The organism is Enterococcus gallinarum NBRC 100675 (genome assembly GCF_001544275.1).
In the GTDB taxonomy this organism is placed as follows: Bacteria; Bacillota; Bacilli; order Lactobacillales; family Enterococcaceae; genus Enterococcus_D; species Enterococcus_D gallinarum.
The window spans coordinates 1-24,817 of the sequence record NZ_BCQE01000027.1; the positions used below are offsets into that span (position 1 = coordinate 1).

At 42.2% G+C, this 24,817-nt stretch carries 23 protein-coding genes; 6 read left to right on the forward strand and 17 right to left on the reverse strand.

What is annotated here, in order from left to right; genetic code table 11:
* Positions 1–131: 131 nt before the first annotated feature.
* The 4 genes from tuf to rpsL form a co-directional block, all read right to left on the reverse strand.
* On the reverse strand, positions 132–1,319 hold the full coding sequence (gene tuf / locus EG2_RS13960; RefSeq protein ID WP_003127959.1) for an elongation factor Tu: 1,188 nt from the start codon (positions 1,317–1,319) through the stop codon (positions 132–134).
* Positions 1,320–1,468: 149 nt separating this feature from the next.
* Complete coding sequence (gene fusA, locus EG2_RS13965; protein ID WP_060815140.1) at positions 1,469–3,553, reverse strand: elongation factor G; 2,085 nt, start codon at positions 3,551–3,553, stop codon at positions 1,469–1,471.
* An 81-nt stretch (positions 3,554–3,634) separates the two neighbouring features.
* Positions 3,635–4,105 carry a 30S ribosomal protein S7 gene (gene rpsG, locus EG2_RS13970; protein WP_003127957.1) on the reverse strand — a complete coding sequence of 157 codons (471 nt, stop codon included), beginning with the start codon at positions 4,103–4,105 and terminating at the stop codon, positions 3,635–3,637.
* Between the two features lie 65 nt (positions 4,106–4,170).
* Positions 4,171–4,584 carry a 30S ribosomal protein S12 gene (gene rpsL / locus EG2_RS13975; protein ID WP_003127956.1) on the reverse strand — a complete coding sequence of 138 codons (414 nt, stop codon included), beginning with the start codon at positions 4,582–4,584 and terminating at the stop codon, positions 4,171–4,173.
* Between the two features lie 328 nt (positions 4,585–4,912).
* Between rpsL and rpiA the strand changes: the two genes are divergently transcribed.
* The 4 genes from rpiA to EG2_RS13995 all read left to right on the forward strand — a co-directional run bounded on the left by rpiA (position 4,913) and on the right by EG2_RS13995 (position 8,028).
* The gene (rpiA, locus tag EG2_RS13980; RefSeq protein ID WP_003127952.1) at positions 4,913–5,587 is read left to right on the forward strand and encodes a ribose-5-phosphate isomerase RpiA; all 675 of its coding nucleotides are present in this window, start codon (positions 4,913–4,915) and stop codon (positions 5,585–5,587) included.
* A 159-nt stretch (positions 5,588–5,746) separates the two neighbouring features.
* A complete protein-coding gene (locus tag EG2_RS13985; RefSeq protein WP_003127951.1) occupies positions 5,747–6,331 on the forward strand; it encodes a recombinase family protein in 585 nt (194 codons plus the stop codon).
* A gap of 231 nt (positions 6,332–6,562) precedes the next feature.
* Positions 6,563–7,249, forward strand: coding sequence for a 2,3-diphosphoglycerate-dependent phosphoglycerate mutase (gpmA, locus tag EG2_RS13990; RefSeq protein ID WP_003127950.1), 687 nt, complete (start codon positions 6,563–6,565; stop codon positions 7,247–7,249).
* 131 nt (positions 7,250–7,380) lie between these two features.
* A complete protein-coding gene (locus tag EG2_RS13995; RefSeq protein ID WP_227173404.1) occupies positions 7,381–8,028 on the forward strand; it encodes an SGNH/GDSL hydrolase family protein in 648 nt (215 codons plus the stop codon).
* An 87-nt stretch (positions 8,029–8,115) separates the two neighbouring features.
* Here EG2_RS13995 and EG2_RS14000 read toward each other — a convergent pair whose 3' ends face one another.
* From EG2_RS14000 to EG2_RS14060, 13 genes are all read right to left on the reverse strand, one after another.
* Positions 8,116–9,303, reverse strand: a complete 1,188-nt coding sequence (locus tag EG2_RS14000) for an iron-containing alcohol dehydrogenase (RefSeq protein WP_003127948.1) — start codon at positions 9,301–9,303, stop codon at positions 8,116–8,118.
* Between the two features lie 189 nt (positions 9,304–9,492).
* Positions 9,493–10,197 carry a purine-nucleoside phosphorylase gene (gene deoD, locus EG2_RS14005; RefSeq protein ID WP_003127946.1) on the reverse strand — a complete coding sequence of 235 codons (705 nt, stop codon included), beginning with the start codon at positions 10,195–10,197 and terminating at the stop codon, positions 9,493–9,495.
* A gap of 55 nt (positions 10,198–10,252) precedes the next feature.
* The gene (locus EG2_RS14010; protein ID WP_005470023.1) at positions 10,253–11,071 is read right to left on the reverse strand and encodes a purine-nucleoside phosphorylase; all 819 of its coding nucleotides are present in this window, start codon (positions 11,069–11,071) and stop codon (positions 10,253–10,255) included.
* Between the two features lie 10 nt (positions 11,072–11,081).
* Positions 11,082–12,248: a phosphopentomutase gene (deoB, locus tag EG2_RS14015; protein ID WP_005470022.1), complete on the reverse strand. Its 1,167-nt coding sequence runs from the start codon at positions 12,246–12,248 to the stop codon at positions 11,082–11,084.
* 171 nt (positions 12,249–12,419) lie between these two features.
* On the reverse strand, positions 12,420–13,373 hold the full coding sequence (locus EG2_RS14020; protein WP_003127943.1) for an ABC transporter permease: 954 nt from the start codon (positions 13,371–13,373) through the stop codon (positions 12,420–12,422).
* Positions 13,373–14,524, reverse strand: a complete 1,152-nt coding sequence (locus EG2_RS14025) for an ABC transporter permease (protein WP_021150638.1) — start codon at positions 14,522–14,524, stop codon at positions 13,373–13,375. Before EG2_RS14025 ends, EG2_RS14020 begins: the two co-directional genes overlap by 1 nt.
* On the reverse strand, positions 14,517–16,058 hold the full coding sequence (locus EG2_RS14030; RefSeq protein ID WP_369915288.1) for an ABC transporter ATP-binding protein: 1,542 nt from the start codon (positions 16,056–16,058) through the stop codon (positions 14,517–14,519). The genes EG2_RS14025 and EG2_RS14030 overlap by 8 nt, the downstream gene beginning before the upstream one ends.
* 267 nt (positions 16,059–16,325) lie before the next feature.
* Positions 16,326–17,447: a BMP family lipoprotein gene (locus EG2_RS14035; RefSeq protein ID WP_003127940.1), complete on the reverse strand. Its 1,122-nt coding sequence runs from the start codon at positions 17,445–17,447 to the stop codon at positions 16,326–16,328.
* Between the two features lie 66 nt (positions 17,448–17,513).
* The gene (locus EG2_RS14040) at positions 17,514–17,912 is read right to left on the reverse strand and encodes a cytidine deaminase (protein WP_003127939.1); all 399 of its coding nucleotides are present in this window, start codon (positions 17,910–17,912) and stop codon (positions 17,514–17,516) included.
* Between the two features lie 21 nt (positions 17,913–17,933).
* Positions 17,934–18,596 carry a deoxyribose-phosphate aldolase gene (gene deoC / locus EG2_RS14045; protein WP_005470021.1) on the reverse strand — a complete coding sequence of 221 codons (663 nt, stop codon included), beginning with the start codon at positions 18,594–18,596 and terminating at the stop codon, positions 17,934–17,936.
* A 12-nt stretch (positions 18,597–18,608) separates the two neighbouring features.
* Entirely contained in the window at positions 18,609–19,910 is a 1,302-nt protein-coding gene (locus EG2_RS14050) for a pyrimidine-nucleoside phosphorylase (protein ID WP_003127936.1), read from the reverse strand.
* Between the two features lie 123 nt (positions 19,911–20,033).
* A complete protein-coding gene (locus EG2_RS14055) occupies positions 20,034–21,053 on the reverse strand; it encodes a LacI family DNA-binding transcriptional regulator (RefSeq protein ID WP_003127935.1) in 1,020 nt (339 codons plus the stop codon).
* Positions 21,054–21,297: 244 nt separating this feature from the next.
* Positions 21,298–21,900 (reverse strand): class I SAM-dependent methyltransferase, encoded by a 603-nt coding sequence (locus EG2_RS14060; protein WP_003127934.1) that lies wholly within the window; start codon positions 21,898–21,900, stop codon positions 21,298–21,300.
* A 316-nt stretch (positions 21,901–22,216) separates the two neighbouring features.
* Between EG2_RS14060 and coaA the strand changes: the two genes are divergently transcribed.
* Positions 22,217–23,140, forward strand: coding sequence for a type I pantothenate kinase (gene coaA, locus EG2_RS14065; RefSeq protein ID WP_003127932.1), 924 nt, complete (start codon positions 22,217–22,219; stop codon positions 23,138–23,140).
* 81 nt (positions 23,141–23,221) lie between these two features.
* Positions 23,222–24,787: a glutamine-hydrolyzing GMP synthase gene (guaA, locus tag EG2_RS14070; RefSeq protein ID WP_003127931.1), complete on the forward strand. Its 1,566-nt coding sequence runs from the start codon at positions 23,222–23,224 to the stop codon at positions 24,785–24,787.
* Positions 24,788–24,817 lie beyond the last annotated feature (30 nt).

The following is a 24,817-nucleotide window of genomic DNA, read 5'->3' on the forward strand; positions in this document are numbered from 1 at the left end:
AATTTCTACGGCCGTGTCCCTGACCAAGGCTTTGATCAGTTTCTAAAAGATCAAAAATTGATCAAATAAAAATTTTCAAGCAAAAAAAGCAGAAGCGCTAGCGCTTCTGCTTTTTGCATTTATCAAGTCAATTAAGCTTTGATTTCAGTTACAACGCCTGAACCAACAGTACGTCCGCCTTCACGAATTGAGAAACGAGTTCCGTCTTCGATAGCGATTGGGTGGATCAATTCAACGTCGATTGTTACGTTATCGCCAGGCATAACCATTTCAGTTCCTTCTGGTAATTCAACAACACCAGTTACGTCAGTTGTACGGAAGTAGAACTGAGGACGGTAGTTAGTGAAGAATGGAGTGTGACGTCCACCTTCTTCTTTTGTCAAAACATAAACTTCAGCTTTGAATTTTGTATGAGGTGTGATTGTACCAGCTTTAGCCAATACTTGTCCACGTTGGATGTCTTCACGAGCAACCCCACGTAGCAATGCACCAATGTTATCCCCTGCTTCAGCATAGTCTAACAATTTACGGAACATTTCAACACCTGTTACAGTTGTTTTAGCAGTTTCGTCAGCAATACCAACGATTTCTACTTCATCACCAACGCGAACTTGTCCACGTTCAACACGGCCTGTAGCAACAGTACCACGTCCAGTGATTGAGAATACGTCTTCGACTGGCATCATGAATGGTTTGTCAGTATCACGTTCTGGAGTTGGAACGTATTCGTCAACTGCAGCCATCAATTCCATGATTTTTTCTTCGTATGAAGGATCTCCTTCAAGAGCTTTCAAAGCAGAACCGGCGATTACAGGAACATCGTCGCCTGGGAAGTCATATTCAGACAATAGGTCACGAACTTCCATTTCAACTAATTCTAGCAATTCTTCGTCATCAACCATATCCATTTTGTTCAAGAAAACAACGATGTATGGTACGCCAACGTTACGTGATAACAAGATGTGTTCACGAGTTTGAGGCATAGGACCGTCAGCAGCAGATACTACTAAGATCGCACCGTCCATTTGCGCAGCACCAGTGATCATGTTTTTAACATAGTCCGCGTGTCCTGGGCAGTCTACGTGAGCGTAGTGGCGAGCTTCAGTTTCATACTCAACGTGAGCAGTTGAGATAGTGATTCCGCGTTCGCGTTCTTCTGGAGCACCATCGATTTGGTCGTAAGCAGAAGCTTGTGCCAAACCTTTTTTAGATAATACAGTTGTGATAGCAGCTGTAAGTGTAGTTTTACCATGGTCAACGTGTCCGATCGTACCAATGTTTACGTGGGGTTTAGAACGGTCAAATTTTTCTTTTGCCATTTTAAAATGTTCCTCCTAAAAATACAGTTTATTTTTTATATTTGATAGGTAGAGGGCGCGAAGCCCCCCATCCCTTATCATCGATAATATTGTACACGAAACTTCATAAAAAATATAGCTTTTTACTGAATTTCGCATTTGTGCATCAATTATTCAGCTTTGCCGCCGTTTTTCTTGATGATTTCTTCTTGAACAGACTTAGGTACATCTTCATAGTGATCAAATGTCATCATGAAAGTACCGCGTCCTTGAGTAGATGAACGAAGTGTTGTTGCATATCCGAACATTTCAGCCAATGGAACAATCGCGTTAACGATTTGTGAGTTACCATGCGCTTCCATACCTTCAACACGTCCACGACGAGCAGTTACGTGTCCCATAATATCACCTAAGTAATCTTCAGGAACAGTGATAACAACTTTCATCATTGGTTCAAGAATCACTGGATTAGCTTTCTTCGCTGCAGCACGTAAAGCCATTGAAGCTGCCACACGGAAGGCTGTTTCACTTGAATCGACATCATGGTATGAACCATCGTAAAGCTTGGCTTTGATGTCAACCAATGGATAACCAGCTAGAACACCGTTAGCCATTGAGTCTTCAAGTCCTTTTTCAACTGCTGGGATGTATTCACGTGGAACCACACCACCGACAATTGCGTTTTCGAATTCGAAGCCTTTACCTTCTTCGTTTGGTGTAAATTCGATCCATACGTGACCGTATTGACCTTTACCACCAGACTGACGTACAAATTTACCTTCGGCTTGCGTAGAAGCACGGAATGTTTCGCGGTAAGAAACTTGAGGCGCACCAACGTTTGCTTCAACTTTAAATTCGCGACGCATACGGTCAACAAGGACGTCCAAGTGAAGTTCACCCATCCCTGCGATAACAGTTTCGCCAGTTTCAGCGTTTGTTTCTACACGGAATGAAGGATCTTCTTCAGCAAGTTTTTGTAAAGCCACACCCATTTTATCTTGGTCAGCTTTTGATTTAGGTTCAACAGCTACTTCGATAACTGGTTCTGGGAATTCGATTGATTCAAGGATAACTGGTGATTTTTCGTCACACAATGTATCCCCTGTTGTTGTATCTTTCAAACCAACAGCTGCAGCGATATCGCCTGAATAAACTGTTTGGATTTCTGCACGAGTGTTCGCGTGCATTTGCAGGATACGACCGATACGTTCGCGTTTGTCTTTTGAAGCATTCAAGACATATGATCCAGAGTTCAAGACACCTGAATACACACGGAAGAATGTCAAACGACCTACGAATGGGTCAGTCATTACTTTAAATGCTAGTGAAGCAAAAGGCGCTTCATCGTCAGCAGGACGATCAGTTTCTTCGTCAGTTTTAGGATTGATCCCTTTGATTGCAGGAACATCAAGTGGTGAAGGAAGGTAGTCGATGACTGCATCCAACATCAATTGAACCCCTTTGTTTTTGAAGGCTGAACCACAAAGAACTGGGAAAAATTCAACAGTCAATGTCGCTTGACGGATACCAGCTTTCAATTCTTCTTCAGTGATTTCTTCACCTTCCAAGAATTTCATCATTAGCTCTTCGTCAGTATCTGCAACAGCTTCAACTAATTTTTCGCGCCATTCTTCAGCTAATTCTTTGTACTCTTCAGGAATTTCAGTTTCTTGAATCTCTGTTCCTAAATCGTTTGTATAGATCTCAGCTTTCATTTTTACTAGATCGATGATACCAGTAAAGTCATCTTCCGCACCAATTGGTAATTGGATTGGATGAGCATTTGCTTGCAAGCGATCATGTAAAGTAGATACAGAGTATAAGAAGTCTGCACCGATTTTATCCATTTTGTTACAGAATACGATACGTGGTACGCGGTAATCTGTCGCTTGACGCCAAACTGTTTCAGTTTGTGGTTCTACACCAGATTGTGAGTCCAATACTGTTACAGCACCGTCAAGAACCCGTAGTGAACGTTGTACTTCAATTGTGAAGTCCACGTGTCCAGGAGTGTCGATGATATTTACGCGGTTTTCTTTCCATTGCGCAGTTGTCGCAGCAGAAGTGATCGTGATCCCACGTTCTTGTTCTTGTTCCATCCAGTCCATTTGAGAAGCACCTTCATGTGTTTCCCCAATTTTATGGATTTTACCTGTGTAATAAAGGATACGTTCAGTTGTCGTTGTTTTACCAGCGTCAACGTGGGCCATGATCCCGATATTACGAGTTTTTTCTAGCGAAAATTCTCTTGCCATTCTAGGTTGTTCCCCTCTCATTCTTACTTAAACCTAAGCTAAGGTTGTCTCAGTACCTTCCAATAAAAAGCAGTGAGGATCTTACCAACGATAGTGAGCAAATGCGCGGTTGGCTTCCGCCATTTTGTGTGTGTCTTCGCGTTTCTTCACAGAAGCACCAGTGTTGTTTGCTGCATCCATGATTTCTTTCGCAAGACGTTCTTCCATTGTGTGTTCGCCACGCAAACGAGCGTAGTTTACCACCCAACGAAGACCTAGAGTTGTACGACGTTCTGGACGAACTTCAACTGGGACTTGGTAGTTAGAACCACCGACACGGCGAGCTTTAACTTCCAATACAGGCATAATGTTCTTCATTGCTTGTTCGAAAACTTCCAATGGATCATTTCCTGTAGATTCTTTGATAATGCCAAAAGCATTGTAGATAATATTTGCAGCAACACCGCGTTTACCATCAACCATTACACGGTTGATCAAACGAGTTACTAATTTTGAGTTATAAATAGGATCTGGTAAAACATCACGTTTTGCAACAGGACCTTTACGAGGCATCCGTAACTCCTCCTTCCGAAATATCAGTTCTGATTAAATAGTTTCATTTGTAGTTTGAATCAAAATTAAGCTTTAGGACGTTTTGTTCCATATTTAGAACGAGATTGTTTACGATCGTTAACACCGGCAGTATCCAATGCACCACGAACGATATGGTAACGTACCCCTGGTAAGTCTTTTACACGTCCACCGCGTAGCAATACCACACTGTGTTCTTGCAAGTTGTGACCGATACCTGGAATATAAGCTGTCACTTCAATCAAGTTTGACAAACGAACACGCGCATATTTACGTAGAGCTGAGTTCGGTTTTTTCGGTGTCATAGTTCCCACACGAGTAGCTACCCCACGCTTTTGAGGTGAGTTAACATTCGTTTGAGCTTTTTTGAAACTGTTGTATCCTTTGTTCAATGCTGGTGAATTTGATTTTTCAACCTTGGATTTACGAGGTTTACGTACTAATTGATTAATTGTAGGCATCCCTAGTTTTCCTCCTTCCTTGATTCGCTTTATAGTTCCACACATCCAGGTGGTTCTTTTTTTGCGATAAAAAATAATGCATTCTCTGCATTCTTATCAAATATGCTTTGATAAACAGTCAGCACGTCTCCAACGAGAGACCTGTAGATAAAGCACCTTTGATAGAATACCATGATAAAAAGACTCTGTCAACCATCTCTCCAATGATTTTTTATGAAAGGAGTAACTGCCAAAATTTTATAAAAAAACTCTCCCTTGCGCCTCCTTTTTACTTCTTCTTACTATATAATAAAGATGAAAATAGTATTTTATTAGAGGTGGGTCAATAATGAATCTAAAAGAGATGGTCGGTATTGAAGCGGCCAGCTATGTCACTGACGGTATGGTCGTCGGTTTAGGAACTGGTTCAACTGCGTATTACATGATCGAAGAATTGGGGCGCAGAGTGAAAGAAGAAAACTTGTCGATCGTTGGTGTACCAACATCCTGGGCATCAAAAAAACAAGCAGAATCGTTAGGGATCCCGGTCAAAACGATCGATGAAGTGGCAAGTGTCGATTTAACGATCGATGGTGCAGATGAGATCAGCGGAGACTATCATGGAATCAAAGGTGGCGGTGCCGCACTGCTTTTTGAAAAAATCGTCGCAACCTACTCTAAAAAAGTTCTTTGGATTGTTGATAAATCAAAGATCGTTGAAAAATTAGGCGCATTCCCATTACCTGTAGAAGTGATTCCCTATGGCAGTCAGCAATTGATGCGATTGTTTACAGAAAAAAACTATCACCCTGTCCTTCGCCTAGCCGAAGATGGCACCCCGCTAAAAACTGATTGCGGTCATTACATCATTGATCTTCATCTACAAACCATCAATGAACCAGTTGCATTGGCTCATGAACTAGATCAAACCGTCGGTGTTGTAGAGCACGGGCTCTTCTTGGATATGGTCCATACGATCATCATTGGACAAGAAGATGGACCTGAGACCCGCAGCGTTCGCTGATGCCTCTAGCAACAAAAGGAGCAAGTGCTCCTTTTGTTCGAGGTTCTACGTATTTTTCTTCATTTTTCTAGAGTTAAATTCATTTTTGTGCAAGTTTTCTCTATCATTTATGCCTCATTTATGCTACATTCAAATAAAAAAGAATAGGAAGGAGCGGCTATGAAAGTCATCGGTTATGCTCGCACAACAATTATTGATAAAGAATCAAGTGAACAATTAAACAAACTAAAAGAATTTGGTTGTACAGAATTGTTCCACGAAACCTATGCCTACGAAGAAAACTGTGATAACCACTCATTAGAATCTGTGATTGCTCGTATGCAGTCTGGGGAAACGCTGGTTGTTTCTGAACTTCATCGTTTAGGTAAAACAACCCGGCAATTAACTGAATTGACAGATCTTCTAAGAAAAAGAAACCTTCACCTAGTTTCTCTAGCAGAAAACATCGATACGAGAGAACCCATGGGGGCGATTTATTTCAATTTAATGGAAGGTTTGGCAGCGATGGAACAAGCCTTAATCAAAGAACGGACATTAGTCGGATTGAACAATGCCCGAAAGAACGGCAAAATTGGCGGACGTCCAAAAATCGATCCAAAAACCATCAAAAAAATTCGCCAGCTTTATTACGATAAAAAAGAGACGATTCAATTCATCTCCACAAAATGCGGTGTTTCTGTCGGAACCTGCTATAAATACATAAAACTTTCAGAAGAAGAATTGGATAAAGTATACAGTCATTAATCACTTGTCTGAATCCGGTGCTTCATCTTTTTTTCTGTGCGCCGATCCTGTCAGACAAAATGATTCAGAAATAAAAAAGAACGTCTTGAAGAAAGACGTTTTTTTCTGTTTCTTTTTTTAAGAAACAAGGTTTTACGCTAAATACGTAGAAATTCTTTGCGAAAAAGTGTACAATAAACAGGGAATTGAAAATTTCAGAAAAATATCTAATATCTAAAAGGAGAGTTTTACATGCCAAAATTAGTATTTTCTCGTCACGGACTAAGCGAATGGAATAAATTGAACCAATTTACTGGTTGGGCCGATGTAGATTTAGCGCCAGAAGGTGTCGAAGAAGCAATCGAGGGCGGACGTAAAATCAAAGAAGCCGGCATCGAATTCGATGTTGCCTACACATCTGTATTAACTCGTGCCATCAAAACTTGTAACTACATTTTAGAATATTCTGATCAACTATGGGTGCCAACAATCAAATCTTGGCGTTTGAACGAACGTCACTACGGTAAACTACAAGGATTGAACAAAAAAGAAACTGCTGAAAAATACGGAGACGAACAAGTTCACATCTGGCGTCGTTCCTACGATGTATTGCCTCCATTGATGGATGCATCTGATGAAGGTTCTGCAGCAAACGATCGTCGTTATGCAATGCTTGATCCTCGCGACGTACCTGGCGGCGAAAACTTGAAAGTAACGCTAGAACGTGCATTACCTTTCTGGCAAGATGAAATCGCACCTGCATTGAAAGACAACAAAACTGTTTTAGTTGCCGCTCACGGAAACTCTCTACGTGCGTTAGCAAAACACATCGAAGGTATCTCTGATGAAGACATCATGGATCTTGAAATTCCAACAGGTCAACCACTTGTTTATGAATTGAACGATGATCTAACAGTTGCGAAAAAATATTACTTATAATCATTAACAGCCAAGGCTGTGCTGCAAGTCAGAGCAAGAGTATTCTTCCTGACTGACGGCACAGTCTTTTTTTGATTGGTTTCCTGAGAAATATTCGTTATAATTGAAACCGCATACGAAAGGAGCTTGGAATGATGACCACACTCTGTAAAAATGATACGCTACTATTTCTTGGAGATAGCATCACCGACTGCGGCCGTGATCGACTCGATGCTACGGATCTGGGAAAAGGATTTCCCGCCTTTGTGGCAGCCCATCTAGCTGCAGAATACCCAGATGCAAACTTGTCATTTGTTAACCGCGGCATTAGCGGGAATAAAATTCGCGATATCTTAAATCGCATCGAGGAAGACTGCATTGATTTAAAGCCAGATCTACTGATTTTCTTGATCGGTATCAATGATACCTGGCGCAATATTGGCACCTCCTCTTTCGGCACACCCGAAGCAACTGCGACATTTGCTAGTGATTATCGGCAATTTTTGCAGCAAGTGACCGAAAGTGGGATCAAGAAAATCCTGCTTTTAGAGCCATTTGTTCTTCCTTATCCAGCAGATCGCAAACAATGGCGGAAGGATTTGGATCCCAAGATCCATTCCATTCGTGAACTAGCTGCTGAATTTGGTTGTGACTACCTTCCTTTAGACGGCTTATTCGCTGAACGTACTGTCAAAAAACATTCATCTTATTATACTGGGGAAGATGGTGTCCATCCAACAATCGCCGGACATGGTGTGATCGCACAAGAGATCTTGCGCCGTATCCATTATTCAAGATAATTCTTTGATAGAAGTACGCAGACAAATAATCGGTAGGATACCAATTACCCTACCGATTATTTGTCTATTCTGTCAGGATTTCTTCATTTAGAGATACTCTGAAGGGGTCAAAGCCTCTTGATAAATGGCAATGACATCAGATTCTGTCAACGGTACGTAGGCATTTGTCGCAATTGAACTAAATGCTACTGCTTGTTTGGCCATTTCTTCAAAATGACGATCATCTTCGATCCCCACTTCTGGTAAAGTCATTGGGATCCCACAAGCAAGGAAGAAATCGTATAACTTTTGAATCCCCATCCGAGCTGCCATTTCTGGGACCGCTTCTTCTACTTGGAATACTTCACGGGCAAAGCGAGCCAACTTAGGTGCTGTTGTCTCATTCAACACATGAAGCATCCAGCGGGGCGTCAAGATGGCTAAGCCGATCCCATGAGTAATATCATAAAAAGCACTCAACTCATGTTCCATTGGATGGCACGACCACGCACCGGCTTTCCCACTACCTGTCAACCCATTTAACGCCAATGTACTTGCCCACATCAAGTTTGCCCGAGCATCATAGTCATCTGGGGTATCCAAAGCAATCGGCAAGTTTGTGATTACCGCTTTCAACAGCCCTTCTGCGATGCCGTCTTGTACATCCGTATTCTCTGTTGTACTAAAGTAGTTTTCGATCAGATGACTCATAATATCTGCAGAACCAGCCGCTGTTTGATAGCGATTGACGCTAAAGGTCCAGGTGGGATCTAAGAAAGAAACCTTCGGCAAGAAATTAGGACCGTGGACCCCTAATTTTTGTTTCGCTGTAAGGTTCGTGATAACTGCTCCCCGATTCATTTCACTACCAGTTGCAGCTAATGTCAAAACCGTAACTAATGGCAATGCTGGCCCTTGGTAGCTGCGTTTAGTCACTAAAGTCCAAGGATCTTCCTCACTGCAAGCAGCACCTGCGATCACTTTGCTGCAATCAATCACGGAGCCGCCTCCGACTGCAAGAATCACATCAATTTTTTCAGTGCGGCAGAGTTCTGCCCCTTTTGCTACTGTTTCAATCCGAGGGTTTGGTTCAACTCCTGCTAATTCTGTTACTTGATTGTCATTGTTTTGCAATTGCGCCATGACTTGATCATAAAGTCCGCTTTTTTTGATACTGCCGCCGCCATAGACCAATAGGACATTTTTTCCGAAAGTATTCAATACTTCCGGCAACTCATTTAACCGATCTTTCCCAAAACGTATATCCGTTGTCACCTGAAAAGTAAAATTATTCATGCTCCAACCTCCTTTTCTTTAATTAAACCATTTTCGTCCAAAAGTGCAACTATTCCAACTAGCTAGAAAGATTCAATCAATCATTTAACAAAAAATCACTTTCTGACTGGCTCCCATTGTCTAAGGAGTCAATCAGAAAGCGATACAGGAATAAAAAATTTTTTGTAGGCTGTAGGATAAGAAAAAGGATTAGGAGATAGCTGTTTCTAAGCCAACTTTGATCATATCATTGAATGTTGTTTGTCTCTCTTCCGCTGTTGTTTCTTCTCCAGTGATGATATGATCACTGACTGTGCAGATCGCTAAGGTCTGTACGTGGAATTTTGCTCCTAAATAGTAAAGCGCAGCGGCCTCCATCTCAACACCTAATACACCAAGATCAGCCAATTCCACTGTTTCTGCCATATCATCTTTATAGAAAGTATCTTCCGATAAAATGTTCCCAACGTGGGTGGTAAAGCCGGATGCAATCGCTGTATCATACGCTTTACGCAACAAGTCGAAATCTGCGATTGGCGGAAAATGAAAACTTTGAAAGTTCTTTGCTACCATGGAAGAACTTGTCGCTGCAGCTTGGGCGATCACTAAGTCCCGAACATGAACATCTTTAGAAATCGCGCCACAAGTGCCGACACGAATCAATTTTTTTACGCCATAAGAATTGATCAATTCATGGGCATAAATGGTCGCAGAAGGCATCCCCATACCAGTTCCTTGTACTGATACTCGCTCACCTTTGTAGACACCGGTATAACCGAGCATCCCTCGGACATTGTTATAACAGATCGGGTCTTCTAAAAATGTTTCTGCAATGTATTTTGCGCGTAGAGGATCGCCAGGTAATAAAATCTTATCAGCAATCTCGCCAGCTTTTGCTTCAATATGAACGCTCATCTTTTCGCTCCTTTTCTACTTCTCTTTTATGCTCTTTTTTTAGGGTTTGCTTGTTTTACAGATTCGCTAAAGTTTCTTTGATCAGCGCTTTAAATTCGGCTTTGACCCGTTCTGTTGTCTCTACGACTTCTTCATGGTTCAGGCTTGCTTGCATACCAGCAGCTAGATTGGTGATACATGAAACGCCCAACACTTTCAAGCCACTATGAACAGCTACGATTACCTCAGGAACCGTCGACATACCCACAGCATCTGCACCGATCGTACGAGCAAATCGAATTTCAGCAGGTGTTTCATAAGTCGGCCCAGAAAAGCCCATGTAAACTCCTTCTTTTAAGTGGAGACCTTTTGTTTCTGCAATTTGTTTTGCTGTTTCCCGGTAGCTTGGATGATAAGCCTGGCTCATATCAGGGAATCGTGGTCCCATTTCTTCTTCGTTAGCCCCAATCAATGGATTGTCCCCCATGAAATTGATTTGATCCGTGATCAACATCAAATCACCAGGTTGGAAACTTTCATTCACTCCGCCGCATGCGTTCGTCACAACAAGTGAATGTGCTTCAAGGGCCGCCATTACTCGAACAGGGTAAGTAACTGTCTGCATGGAATGTCCTTCATAGTAATGGAAACGACCTTGCATCGCCAATACTTTTTTTCCAGATAATGTACCATAAACTAGTTGTCCGGCATGCCCGACGACTGTTGAAACTGGAAAATGAGGGATATCGTTATAAGGCAGCACAATTGGATTTTCAATCTCATCTGCTAATTCACCTAATCCTGAACCTAAGATCAAACCAAAATCAATAGATCCTACCCCTTTTTCCTTGATGAATGTCGTTGTTTCCTGCAATTTCTCATGTAATGTTGTCATTTCTCCACCTCTAATTTAAATGATTTAAGAAGCTTTCCCCATTTTCTGTTGCCGGTACTGCAAAGTTTTCTGCAATTGTTGCTGAAATATCGGCATAATGGCCTTGGGGTAGTTGGCCTTGTCCTTTAAATTGTTTGCTGTAAACCAATAATGGTACATATTCTCTTGTATGATCAGTCCCAGTAAAGGTTGGATCATTTCCGTGATCGGCTGTGATCATTAATAAATCATCGTCAGCCATGGCATCCAGAATCTCTGGGATTCTTAAATCGAAATCTTCAATGGCATGAGCATAACCGACAACATCCCGGCGATGGCCGTAAAGCGCATCGAAATCAACTAAATTAGTAAAACTTAGGCCGGTAAAGTCTTGCTTCATCACATTCAATAGCTGATCCACACCATCCATATTGCTCTTTGTTCTTACTGAATCAGTGATTCCTTGACCATTGAAGATGTCATTGATCTTTCCGACAGCGATGACGTCTTTGCCAGCATCTTTCAACGAATCCAACACTGTGTGTCCAAAAGGATCCAGTGCATAGTCATGCCGGTTGCTTGTCCGGGTGAAGTTTCCTGGTTCACCAACATAAGGGCGAGCAATGATGCGGCCGATCATATATGGTTCATCTTTGGTAATATCACGCACATATTGGCAAATGCGGTACAATTCTTCCAACGGAATGATTTCTTCATGAGCTGCAATTTGCAAGACTGGATCGGCAGACGTATAAACGATCAAATCGCCTGTTTTCATTTGGTGTTCACCGTAATCATCAATGACTGCTGTACCGGAATAAGGTTTGTTGCAGACGATTTTACGTCCAGAAAATTCTTCGATTTGTTGCAGCAATTCTTGAGGAAATCCGTCAGGAAACACACGAAACGGTTTTTGAATATTCAAACCCATGATTTCCCAGTGTCCAGTCATGGTATCTTTTCCGACAGAGATTTCTTCTAGTTTCGTTGCATAGCCGTCATGGTCTGCTACATTTTTGACACCATCCAGCGGTCGGATCGTACCAAGACCTAACTGTTCCAAATGAGGAATCGTCAATCCAGCTTCTTTGGCGATATGTCCTAATGTATCAGAACCAACGTCACCAAATTTTTCTGCATCGGGCGCTTCACCGATACCTACAGAATCCATTACGATCAAATGTACACGTTTAAACATTCTTTTCCCTACTTTCTTTTATTGTTATTCTTTTCTTATCATACTAGAAATAAGAAAGATTTGCCTTTAAGGATGTTTGAGATATTGGGTTTCTTGCTGCTACACAAAAAAAAGGGCAGGGCACAGCAACACAAACATGTCCCATAGCCCCACCCTTTCATACAGAAAAAATTATTTAGATTTGATGTAGTTCTTACCGTTAGCTTTAGGTCCTGCCGCTTTCCCAAGGAACAGCACTAGAACAATAATTGTTAACGCATATGGTGCTGCTTGTAGATAAACCGCTGGAATGGAGGAAATGATTGGCAATTGTCCGCCAACGATACTGATGTTTTGCGCAAAGCCGAAGAAAATTGCAGCGCCCATCGCACCTAACGGATTCCATTTACCAAAGATCATTGCTGCCATTGAGATAAACCCTTGACCGGCAATCGTTGTTACAGCAAAACGTCCAGCGATTGATTGGGCAAATAACGCGCCACCCATTCCGCCTAGGAAACCGGAGATCAACACGCCAGAATAGCGCATCACATAGACATTGATTCCTAAGGTATCTGCTGCCTGAGGGTGTTCACCCACGGAACGTAGCCGTAAGCCAAATCGTGTTTTAAAGATGACAAACCAAGCAATCACAGAAATCAAGATCGCAAAGTAAGCAGGTAAAAACGTTTGGTTAAAGAAGACTGGACCAATCACAGGAATATCACGCAACACAGGAAAATTGAAATACCCTAATGTTTGTTGAATATTGTCTGTTTGCCCTTTGTTGTAGATGGCTTTAACTAAGAAGACAGCCAGCGCTGGCGCCATCAAATTCATTACGGTACCACTGATAATGTGATCTGCTCTAAAGTTGATGGTGGCTACAGCATGCAGCAGTGAGAAGGCCATTCCTACTAACCCGCCGACTAGCATTCCTAACCAAGGTGTCCATGCACCAAATTGTGACGCAAATTCAATATTGAAAACGATCGAACTGAAGGCACCCATCACCATGATTCCTTCAAGACCTACGTTAACGATCCCGCTTCGCTCTGAGAAAACGCCGCCCAGTGCAGTCAGGATCAATGGTGCAGCATAAATCAACGTTTGTGTGACGATCGAAGAAATTAAACTGATATTCATTAGATGGTTCCTCCTTCCTGATCTTGATTATTTGGCTTTGCTTCAATTTCTTGGACAACAGCGACTTCCTTTTTGCCATCAAAGATTTTAGCTAATACAAAACGAATCACGTAGCTGATCGCAACGAAGAAGATGATGATCGCAATGTCGACATCAACAAGTTCTGAAGGAATCCCTGCAAACTGCATTCCTTGTCCGCCCAGTTTAAGAACACTGAACAGCAATGCAGAAAGTAAAATCCCAATCGAAGACCCGCTGCCTAATAATGAGACTGCCATCCCATCAAAACCAATACTCAATGACGAACCTTGAACGAAGAAGTTTTCAAAAGTTCCCAAACCTTGAACGACGCCACCTAATCCAGCTAATGTTCCAGAGATGATCATTGAAATAATGATTGTCCGTTTGCTGCTCATCCCAGCATACTCAGATGCGGTTGGATTCAAACCAACTGCTCGAATCTCATAACCTAACGTTGTTTTCTTCATCATGAACCAAATCAACACGAGGAAGATCAGTGCCATGAAAATACCAATGTTTAACCGGGAATTGTTGGTCAAATTTGCTAAGAAAGGTGTTTGTAAAGAGGCATTGTCGCCTACCATTTTGGTCACACCTTTTGTTGTGATCATGGATTCATTCATGACGTTATTGACGATATGATTTCCTGTATACAATAAAATATAATTCATCATAATAGTTACGATAACTTCACTCGTACCAAAGAAGGCACGTAAGATACCTGGAATAGCTGCAGCAATTGCACCACAGGCTGCCCCTACAAGAATAGCGGTAGGCAACACAATGATTCGAGGAGCATCTGGCATAGACAATGCGACCCAGATACTTGCTACCCATCCTGCTAATGCTTGTCCAGAAAGACCGATATTAAAGAATCCTGCAGAATTCGCTACTGCGAATCCCAAAGCTGTAAAAATCAGTGGACCAGCTGTAACGAAAATCTCACCAATATTTCTAGCATTCAATCCGCCGTTTTGACCATTGATAAATACGGTACGGAACATTTGAAGATACCCATCGATTGGGCTGTAGCCAAATGCCGCCATGATGATTCCACCAAGGATAAAACCAAGCAGAACAGCAATGATCGGCACAAGCAGGTTCCGAATTTTTTCTTTGCGGTTATTCAACAGAACCACCTACTTCCTCCATTTGTAGCTCGCGTCGGGCTTCTTCTAATGAATAACCCGCCATTAGTAATCCGAGTTCTTTTTCTGATGTCTCTTTCGGATCAACGACGCCAACAATCTCACCAGCATGGATAACGGCGATTCGGTCTGATACGTTCAAAATCTCATCTAATTCGAAGCTGACTAACAAGACAGCTTTGAATTTGTCCCGCTGTTCGATCAAACGTTTATGGATAAACTCAATTGCGCCTACGTCTAAGCCCCGTGTTGGGTTCGCTACGATCAAAAGATCCGGATCACGGCTGATTTCCCGTGCAATAATCGCCTTTTGCTGATTCCCGCCAGAGAGGGCACGAGCAGGAACAATCTCATTGACTGTACGGACATCAAACTCTTGGATCAATCCACGGGCAAATTCATTCATTTCCCCGTAGTCCAGCACGCCATAATTGCTCAGCGGTTTTTGATAATACGTTTGTAAAGCAATGTTTTCTGAAAGCATCATGTCTAGAACCAATCCATATTTATGACGGTCTTCCGGCACATGCCCGACACCTGCCTCCGTTACTTTACGAGGTTTGAAATTTGTAATGTCGTCACCATTCAATAAGACTTTGCCGCTTTCGGATTTTCTTAATCCTGTGATTGCCTGTAGCAATTCCGACTGTCCGTTGCCATCGATTCCGGCAATCCCCAGAACTTCCCCAGCCCGCACTTCCAAACTTAAGCCTTTAACAGCCTCTAGGCCGCGATTTTCTTTTACAACTAAGTTTTCGATAGACAGGACGACTTCTTTTGGTTCTGCAGGTTTTTTCGGTGTTTTGAAGGAAACAGAACGACCAACCATCATATCTGCCAATTGCTGTGACGTTACGTCTTTGACATTGACTGTACCTATTCCTTTGCCTCGGCGAATCACTGTACAACGGTCCGCTACTGCTTTGATTTCATCCAACTTATGAGTAATCAAAATGATGGATTTTCCTTCCCGAACAAGTCCTCTCATAATGACAATCAATTCTTCGATTTCTTGTGGTGTCAGTACTGCAGTTGGTTCATCAAAAATCAGTACATCTGCACCCCGGTATAATGTTTTTAGAATCTCCACACGCTGTTCCATCCCGACTGAGATGTCTCGCACATAAGCATCTGGGTCAACCGATAAGCCATATTGCTCAGAAACCCGTTTGATTTCTTTGCGGGCTTTTTTACGGTCCAACACACCCAATTTATTTGGTTCGCTTCCTAAAATGATATTTTCCGTGACAGTAAACGCGTCAACCAGCATAAAATGCTGATGGACCATACCAATGCCAAGTTTATTAGCTGCTGTAGGGCTAGTAATATTCACTTTCTCCCCATTCATCAAGATATCGCCTGATGTCGGTTCTAACAAACCTGACAGCATATTCATCAAGGTCGACTTGCCAGCTCCGTTTTCCCCAAGCAATGCGTGGATTTCTCCCGGCCTTACTTGTAAGTTGACATCGTCATTGGCTTTGAAGGTTCCAAACTCTTTGGTGATATGGCGCATTTCTACAACATATTTTTCTTCAGCCAAGTTTCTCACATCCTTACTTTCTAATTCGCTCTCACACTCAGTGACACAACAATTTTTAATACAAATAAATGCTATTGCTTAGGATGATTATTATCCTCATGAAAACTCAACAGCTTTCATCAAGACATTAACCACTAAAGATGTATTAGCAAGACGAGCATCTGAACGATAGCGAATCGCTCAACTCTACTATCGTTCAGAATTTCTTGTCTTTTTTTTTCATTGTTTAAAAAAACTTGCTTATTTTTCTGGTTTTTCTGGCACTTCAACTTTGCCATCGATCACATCTTGTTTTGCTGTTTCGATCGCTGCTTTTGCATCATCTGATAAGAAACCTTCAGTGATATCTACACCGCCGTCTTTCAAACCATAAACGATGTGTTCGCCGCCAGGGAAGTTATCTTCTAATGCACGTGTTGAAATATCTTGTACGGCTGCGCCTACACCTTTAAGTGTTGAAGCCAATGTGAAGTTGTCTTCTTTGCCGTCTTTTGTTTTGTATGCACCTTCGTCTTGTTGGTCGCTATCTACACCGATAACCCAAACTTTTTTGTCTGCAAGGTCAGCTTCGTTCAATTGTTCATTGATTGCTTTTGCTTCTTGGAAGACACCAGCACCAGTACCACCTGAAGCATGGAAGATTACGTCAACGCCGCCTTGGTACATTGAAGCTGCTAGGGCTTTCCCTTTTGCAGGGTCACCAAATGATGCTGCATATTGAGAATCAATTTTAATCTCTTTGCCTAATGCTTTAGAAGCATCTTCGACACCTTTGATAAAACCAGCTTCAAAACGGTCGATTACGACACCTTCTTCACCGCCGATAAAGCCAACTTTGTTTGTTTTTGTTGTATAAGCTGCTGCAAAACCAGCTAAGTAAGCTGCTTCGTTGTCTTTGAAGGTTGCAGAAACAACATTGTCTTTGCCTTCGATGACATCATCGATAATCCCAAATTGAGTATCAGGGTTTTGTGCTGCAGCTGCTTCAATTGAATCTTTCAATAGGTAACCGACACCAAAAATCGTTTTGAATCCGTTTTGGACAGCACCATTTACGTTTGTTGTATATTCTGAAGCTTCATTTGATTGAACGTAGTCATATCCACCAACACCGCGAGCGATGTTATGTTCTTTCCCCCAAGCTTCCAAACCTTCCCAAGCAGATTGGTTGAATGAACGGTCATCTACACCACCGATATCGGTAACGATTGCTACACTGTGTGCTGCATCTGTTTTGCCGTCTGCAGAACCGCCGCCTGTTGAATCAGTCGAACCTGACTTTCCTCCATTGCCACATGCACCAAGTAGTGTCAACCCAGCCACTGCAACAATTCCTAAACTAAATAATTTTGCTTTTTTCATTGCTGTAAAGCCCCCTATAAAATAGTTTTTATTTTTCAACAGCCGCTTCGACTGAATGAACATGGTTTATAGATCTTTGTTCGTAAAATAATATGGCAGCAACCCTTCGACAGTTGTCTCTTTGATTATACCATCGTCTCCCACAAGAGTGACTGGCATATCCGGCTGACAGAACTCAACCATTACTTGGCGGCAGGCGCCACAAGGTGAGATAGGCTCTGGCGTATGACCAGCAACAACTAAGTGTTGAAAGTCTTTTTCGCCTTCTGAAATTGCTTTGAAAAATGCGGTGCGTTCCGCGCAATTCGTTAAGCCAAACGAAGCATTTTCGATATTGATGCCTTGATAGATGGTTCCTTTTTTGGTGACCAAGCAGGCCCCAACTGGAAATTTAGAATAAGGAACGTAAGCTTTGTCTAATGCGGCAACTGCCGTTTCGATCCACTCTTTTTTCGCTTTTGTCATGATGAACCTCACTTTATTGAATTAGTAGCCAGCCCCCGTTGACCCTGTAACGATTGCTACACTTGCACTGGTTCCTAAACGATTTGCTCCTGCTTCGACCATTGCTGCTGCTTCTGCTTCGTTATGGATGCCGCCAGATGCTTTCACACCCATTTCAGGGCCCACTGTTTCACGCATCAGTTTGACATCAGCAACAACCGCTCCGCCAGTAGAGAATCCTGTCGATGTTTTGACAAAATCAGCTCCTGCTGCTTTCGCTAATTCACAGGCCTTTACGATTTCTTCATTGTCTAAAAGTGCTGTTTCAATAATGACTTTCACTAATGCTTTGTCTTTAGCTGCTGCAACAACCGCTTCGATATCCGCTTGAACTTTTTTGAACTGTTTTGATTTCAAGGCACCAATATTAATGACCATATCCACTTCATCGGCACCATTCTTGATGGCATCTGCCGTTTCATAAGCTTTGACTTCTGATGTATTGGCACCTAAAGGAAAGCCGATCACGGTACAAACAGCCGTCGGTTCACCTTTTAATTCTTCTGCTGCCAAAGCTACCCAAGTAGGATTGATACAGACAGAATAAAAGTGATAGGTTTTTGCCTCTTCAATGATGCGCAAGACATCTTCTTTTGTTGCATCTGCCTTTAAAATAGTGTGGTCGATCATGCGATTTAATTCCATTCCACTCGCTCCTTATTCTGTAATGATTTCATGGATCAACGGTGGCTCACCGCCGCTTTCTCCGATTTCAATATTTTGATAGATCAATTCGATGACATCATCGATGGCTTCTGTGTTGCTGTAGATCGTTAACAGTGCTTCACCTTGCTCAACAGACTCTCCCACTTTTTTATGCAGTTTGATTCCTACTGCGTGATCGATGTCTTCTTCTTTGGTTTTGCGGCCGGCACCTAACATCATAGCTGCGATGCCTAGTTCATTGGCAACGATCTTAGTTACGACGCCAGAAGTTTTTGCTGGTAATGCTCTTTGGTAATTGGCAGTCAAGATTTGGCTTGGATCATCGATCACTGAATCATCGCCACCTTGATTACGGATCATTTCACGAAATTTAGCCAACGCTTTACCAGAGTGCAGTGCCTCTTCCAATAATGCGCGTGCTTCTTCCAACGATTCTGCTTTTTGGGCTAAAACAACCATTTGGCTGCCTAATGCATAGCACATTTCTTCTAAATCAGCTGGACCGTTTCCTTGCAATGTTTCAATAGCTTCCACTACTTCCAAACTATTTCCAATGGCTTCGCCTAATGGCTGTGACATATCTGAGATCACAGCCATTGTCTGACGGTTCGCTAATTTGCCAATCCGAACCATCGTTTGTGCTAAGCGTTTGGCATCCTCAATTTTCTTCATGAAAGCACCGTCACCAGTCGTCACATCTAACACGATGGCATCCGCACCTGCTGCGATTTTCTTACTCATGATCGAGCTAGCGATCAATGGAATCGAGCTTACGGTCGCTGTGACATCCCGCAACGCATATAATTTTTTGTCTGCAGGGGCCAAATCCCCCGACTGACCGATAACCGCCACTTTGCTTTCGTTTACGAGGCGAATAAACTCTTCTTCTGCAATCTCAATCTGAAACCCGGGAATTGATTCTAATTTATCCAGCGTACCGCCTGTGTAACCAAGTCCACGACCAGACATCTTGGCAACTGGCACACCAACACTTGCTACTAGTGGTGCTAGAATCAACGTGGTAGTATCACCGACACCCCCTGTTGAATGTTTATCTACTTTGATGCCTTCGATTGAAGAAAGATCAATGACTTCACCAGAATTTGCCATAGCTAAAGTTAGGTTTGTGATTTCTTCATCGGACATATCCACATAAAAAATAGCCATCAACAAAGCACTCATCTGATAATCTGGAATACTTCCTTCAGTATACGCAGTTACAATGTAGTCGATCTCTTCCTTTGTCAATGACTTACCGTCACGCTTTTTTTCAATTAAATCCACCATTCGCATCAAAATGACCCTCGCTTCCTCTGACATTATACAATATTTTTCTTGTAGGTAAACCACTTTAGTAAAACGGTTTACTATATAAAACAAAACTATGAAAACACTTACAATTGGAAATATACCGCACTATTTCGCAATTGTCAATGCCTTCACGCTCTCACGAAGAATTAATTTTGTATCAAAAATCTTATTTGGAATTCTTCGAGAAGGAAACTCGATGGCGTCTACCAAAAATTTCGCTGCCGTAAAGCCAATCTCAAAGGTTGGCTGCATCACCGTGGTCAATGGTGGTGTGATGTATTCCGTTAGCTTCAATGCGTCAAAACCAATCACAGAAATATCCTCGGGCACTTTTTTCCCTGCTTCATAGATTGCTTGATAACAGCCGATCGCCATAGCATCATTCCCACAAAAAATAGCCGTAAGCTCGCGGTATTTCAATAATTTCTTGCAGGCATCGTATCCGCCGGTCACTGTTAACTCAGCCGACTCCACGTAACGCCCTTTAAACGGGATCTGATGATCTTTCAACGCATGACGATAACCATTGAAACGTTCTTCCAATTGATAATAACCAGTACTTTCTTTTAGCATACCGATGTTTTGATGGCCATTATTGATCAGATAGCTGACTGCTTGATAAGCGCCTTCGTATTCTTTCACAATCAAACGGCCATTGTCTCTTTGATTGATTCCCCGATCGACGAGAATAATTGGTCGGTCATCAAAAAAACCGCTCTTCAATGAATACTCGTCAGGCAGCTGATGCGGTGTTGCCAAAAGAATACCATCCACTGATCGATGAGACAGCTCTCTCAAATATTGTATTTCTTTTTCTTGGCTATGTCGGGAGTTACACAATACCAGCATATACCCCAATGGATTGAAATAACTTTCTGCTCCTTCAATGATTTTAGAAAAGAAAAAATCCGTAACGTCAGGGACAATCATACCGATCGTTTTTGAGTGGCGATTGATTAGATTCGAAGCAAAAAAATCTGGCTTATAATGGTGCTTATTAACGATATCCAGTACCCGTTTGCGGGTTTCTTCACTGAAACGGCTACCTTTATTGTTCAGAATTTGCGAAACAGTAGTTACAGATACCCCTGCCATTTCAGCAATCTGCTTGATTGTCAGTTTCATTTACTTCTCACCTCTTTCTTGCCTAAAGTGTAGCAAATTTTTTCTAAAAAAAATAGCACCCCTTGCTTTCTTCCAAAATTTTCTTTTTACAAGGGTTAAAAAACAGCTCCATTCCTTAAAAAAATCGACAAAAGAAAACAAAAAATAAAAGACCAGCGATTCTAGGCAGCTCCTAGCAAATGATCGTGGTCTTTAAAAAACAGGTAAACCTGTTGTGAACGTGAAAAACGTCTGCTTTGCGCGCTTATTCTTTGTAGCTTTGAATAATATAATACCCTTTGTCTTTTTTGATGATTTCGGCATTACCAAAGGTTTGTTGCATTTTCTTTTGGGCACTGGGGGCACCTTGTTTCTTTTGAATCACGATCGTTAATGTGCCGCCCGTTTTCAATAGCGGCAGAGCCCCTGTCAAGATCTCATGAACAACCTCTTTGCCTGCCCGAATAGGTGGATTGCTAAGAATTGCTGCGTATTCGCCTTGATGCAAGGTTTCGTAAATGTTTGAGGCATGAATGTCGGCATTCTCGATGCCATTTCGTTTCGCATTGCCTTGGGCAAGATCAACCGCCCGCTGGTTGATATCGATCATTTCCACTGGACGCTGGGATGCATAAGCCAATGACAACCCGATCGGTCCATAGCCACACCCCACATCCAAAATCGTTCCCTCTGGTAAATCCGCCCATTCAAAGGCATCAATCAGTACGCGAGAGCCATAATCGACGGTCTCCCGGGAAAATACCCCACTATCTGTCACAAACTGAAATTTCTTTCCTTTTAACTCAAAAGACCATTGTTCAAAATCATGTGCGGTTTCCGGATTTTCTGTATAATAGTGATTTCCCATCTTTGTTCACCCTTTTTTCTTTTAACTAGCGATAGTTCTCGCTTTATCTGTTTGACAATCAAAAGCATTTCATTTGCTGACTCTTTTCCATGATACCGAAATTCCTGCAGAAGTAAACTCCCGATAATCGTTTCCTCAATGAATCTTAGATAATTTTCGTTTCTTTGCCAACGATTTTTCCTGGTTTTTTTATAAGTTCCTGCCATTTCTATGGTAAAATATTTCCGAGCAGCAACCAGATACAGAAAATCAGCCTTTTCTGAAGGCCAAGTACCGGTCTGCAAAGATAGACAGGTTCTATATGAAGGAGTCGAACATGCAAGAAACCATGAATTTTTATCAAATTCCTCGGGAGCAATGGCAAGGCTTTTACACCAATGGCATGATGCCTTTCACTCAAGAAGAATTAGACAATATCAAAAGTTTGAATGACCGCATCTCGGTCCAAGATGTCGAAGATGTTTACGTGCCACTGTGCCATCTGATCCACCTTTATATGAAAGAATTTGAATCTCTCACGTTAAGTAAAGGACTTTTCTTGCATCGTTATGTCAAAATGCCGCCATTCATTATTGGCATTGCCGGCAGTGTCGCTGTTGGTAAAAGCACAACGGCGCGTTTGGTTCAAAACCTGTTGAGCCGGCTTTTCCCTCGGCGCACCGTGCAACTGATTACTACTGATGGCTTTTTGTACCCAAACGAGGTTCTAGAAGCACGAGGGATCTTGGATCGAAAAGGATTCCCTGAAAGTTATGACATGGAAGCATTGATCAATTTTTTGAACGCGGTGAAGTCTGGAGAATCTGAAATCAAGATCCCCGTTTACTCTCATGAAGTTTATAATATTATTCCGGATACGTTTGAAATCATCAATCAGCCAGATATTTTGATCGTTGAAGGAATCAATACATTACAGCTGCCCGCAAACCAGCAGATTTATGTCAGTGATTTCTTCGACTTTTCGATTTTCGTGGATGCGCAGCCCGATCTGATCGAAAAGTGGTATTTAGAGCGTTTTGAATCTCTTTTGGATACGGCTTTTCAAAAACCAAACAATTATTACTATCAGTATGCGATTGGCGACCGCGGTGAAGCAATCAAAATGGCAAAAGAAGTATGGAAAAATGTGAATTTAAAGAATTTACACGAGTATATCTTGCCTACACGCAGCAGAGCCGATATAATTCTCCATAAAACAAAGCACCATTCAATCGATGAAGTATTCTTGCGAAAATATTGACTGCTTCATTATTCACCCTTATGCTGTTGAAAAGGAATCTTCCTTTTTTCAATAAAACTAAAAGAATAGAGGTAATTTATTGTGACAAACGTTGACAACATGCCAAACGTTGAAAAAATTATCGTACTCGATTACGGTAGTCAGTACAATCAACTGATCACCCGACGTATTCGTGAGTTCGGTGTTTTCTCAGAGTTATTGAGCCACCGCATTACTGCTGAAGAAGTAAAGGCAATGAATCCTAAAGGGATCATCCTTTCTGGCGGTCCAAACAGTGTGTATGATGAGAAGGCATTTGGTATTGATGAAAAGATTTTTGATTTGGGGATCCCCGTGTTAGGAATCTGTTACGGTATGCAGTTGATTACTTATAAATTAGGCGGAAAAGTTGAACCAGCCAAAAACCGCGAATACGGTAAAGCAGAATTGGAAGTCACTTCTGCCGATGCTGCTCTTTTCCAAAATACACCTGTGAAACAAACAGTTTGGATGAGTCATGGCGATTTAGTTACCCAAGCGCCAGCAGGTTTTGACGTCGTTGCCACCAGCAAAGACTGTCCAATTGCTTCTATCCAACATGCAGAGCGCAAAATGTATGGTATCCAATTCCATGCCGAAGTCCGTCATTCCGAATATGGCAATGATTTGTTGCGTCACTTTGCAATCGATGTTTGCCAATGTACAGGCGACTGGACAATGGACAACTTCATTGATATGGAGATCGCTAAGATCCGCGAACAAGTGGGTGATAAGAAAGTCTTATTAGGTCTATCCGGCGGTGTTGATTCTTCTGTCGTTGGTGTTCTCTTACAAAAAGCGATTGGTGACCAATTAACGTGTATCTTTGTTGATCATGGTCTATTGCGTAAAGGAGAAGCCGAACAAGTCATGGAAAGTCTTGGCGGAAAATTCGGCTTGAATATTATCAAAGTTGATGCCAAAGAGCGTTTCCTATCCAAATTGGCTGGTGTTTCTGATCCAGAAGAAAAACGCAAGATCATTGGGAATGAATTCGTTTATGTCTTTGATGACGAAGCAACCAAGCTGGCCGGTGAAGAAGGCGTGTCTTTCCTTGCACAAGGGACCCTTTATACCGATGTGATCGAATCAGGAACAGAAACAGCACAAACGATCAAATCTCACCACAACGTAGGCGGTCTGCCTGAAGATATGCAATTCAAATTGATCGAACCATTGAACACATTGTTCAAAGACGAAGTTCGTGAATTAGGAACCCAATTAGGCATGCCCGACAGCATCGTATGGCGTCAACCATTCCCAGGACCAGGTCTAGGTATCCGTGTTCTTGGCGAATTGACTGAAGAAAAATTAGAGATCGTCCGTGATTCAGATGCCATCTTGCGAGAAGAAATCGCCAATGCTGGATTGGATCGCGACATTTGGCAATACTTCACTGTCCTACCAGGTATCCGCTCTGTAGGTGTAATGGGTGATGGCCGTACGTACGATTACACTGTTGGCATCCGTGCAGTCACTTCCATCGATGGCATGACCGCTGACTTTGCCCGCATCCCATGGGAAGTCTTACAAAAAATCAGCGTCCGTATCGTGAACGAAGTCGCACACGTCAATCGAATCGTGTATGATATTACGAGTAAGCCACCTGCAACTGTGGAGTGGGAATAAAGAGCTAACTAAATTTGAGTTGAGAAAGCC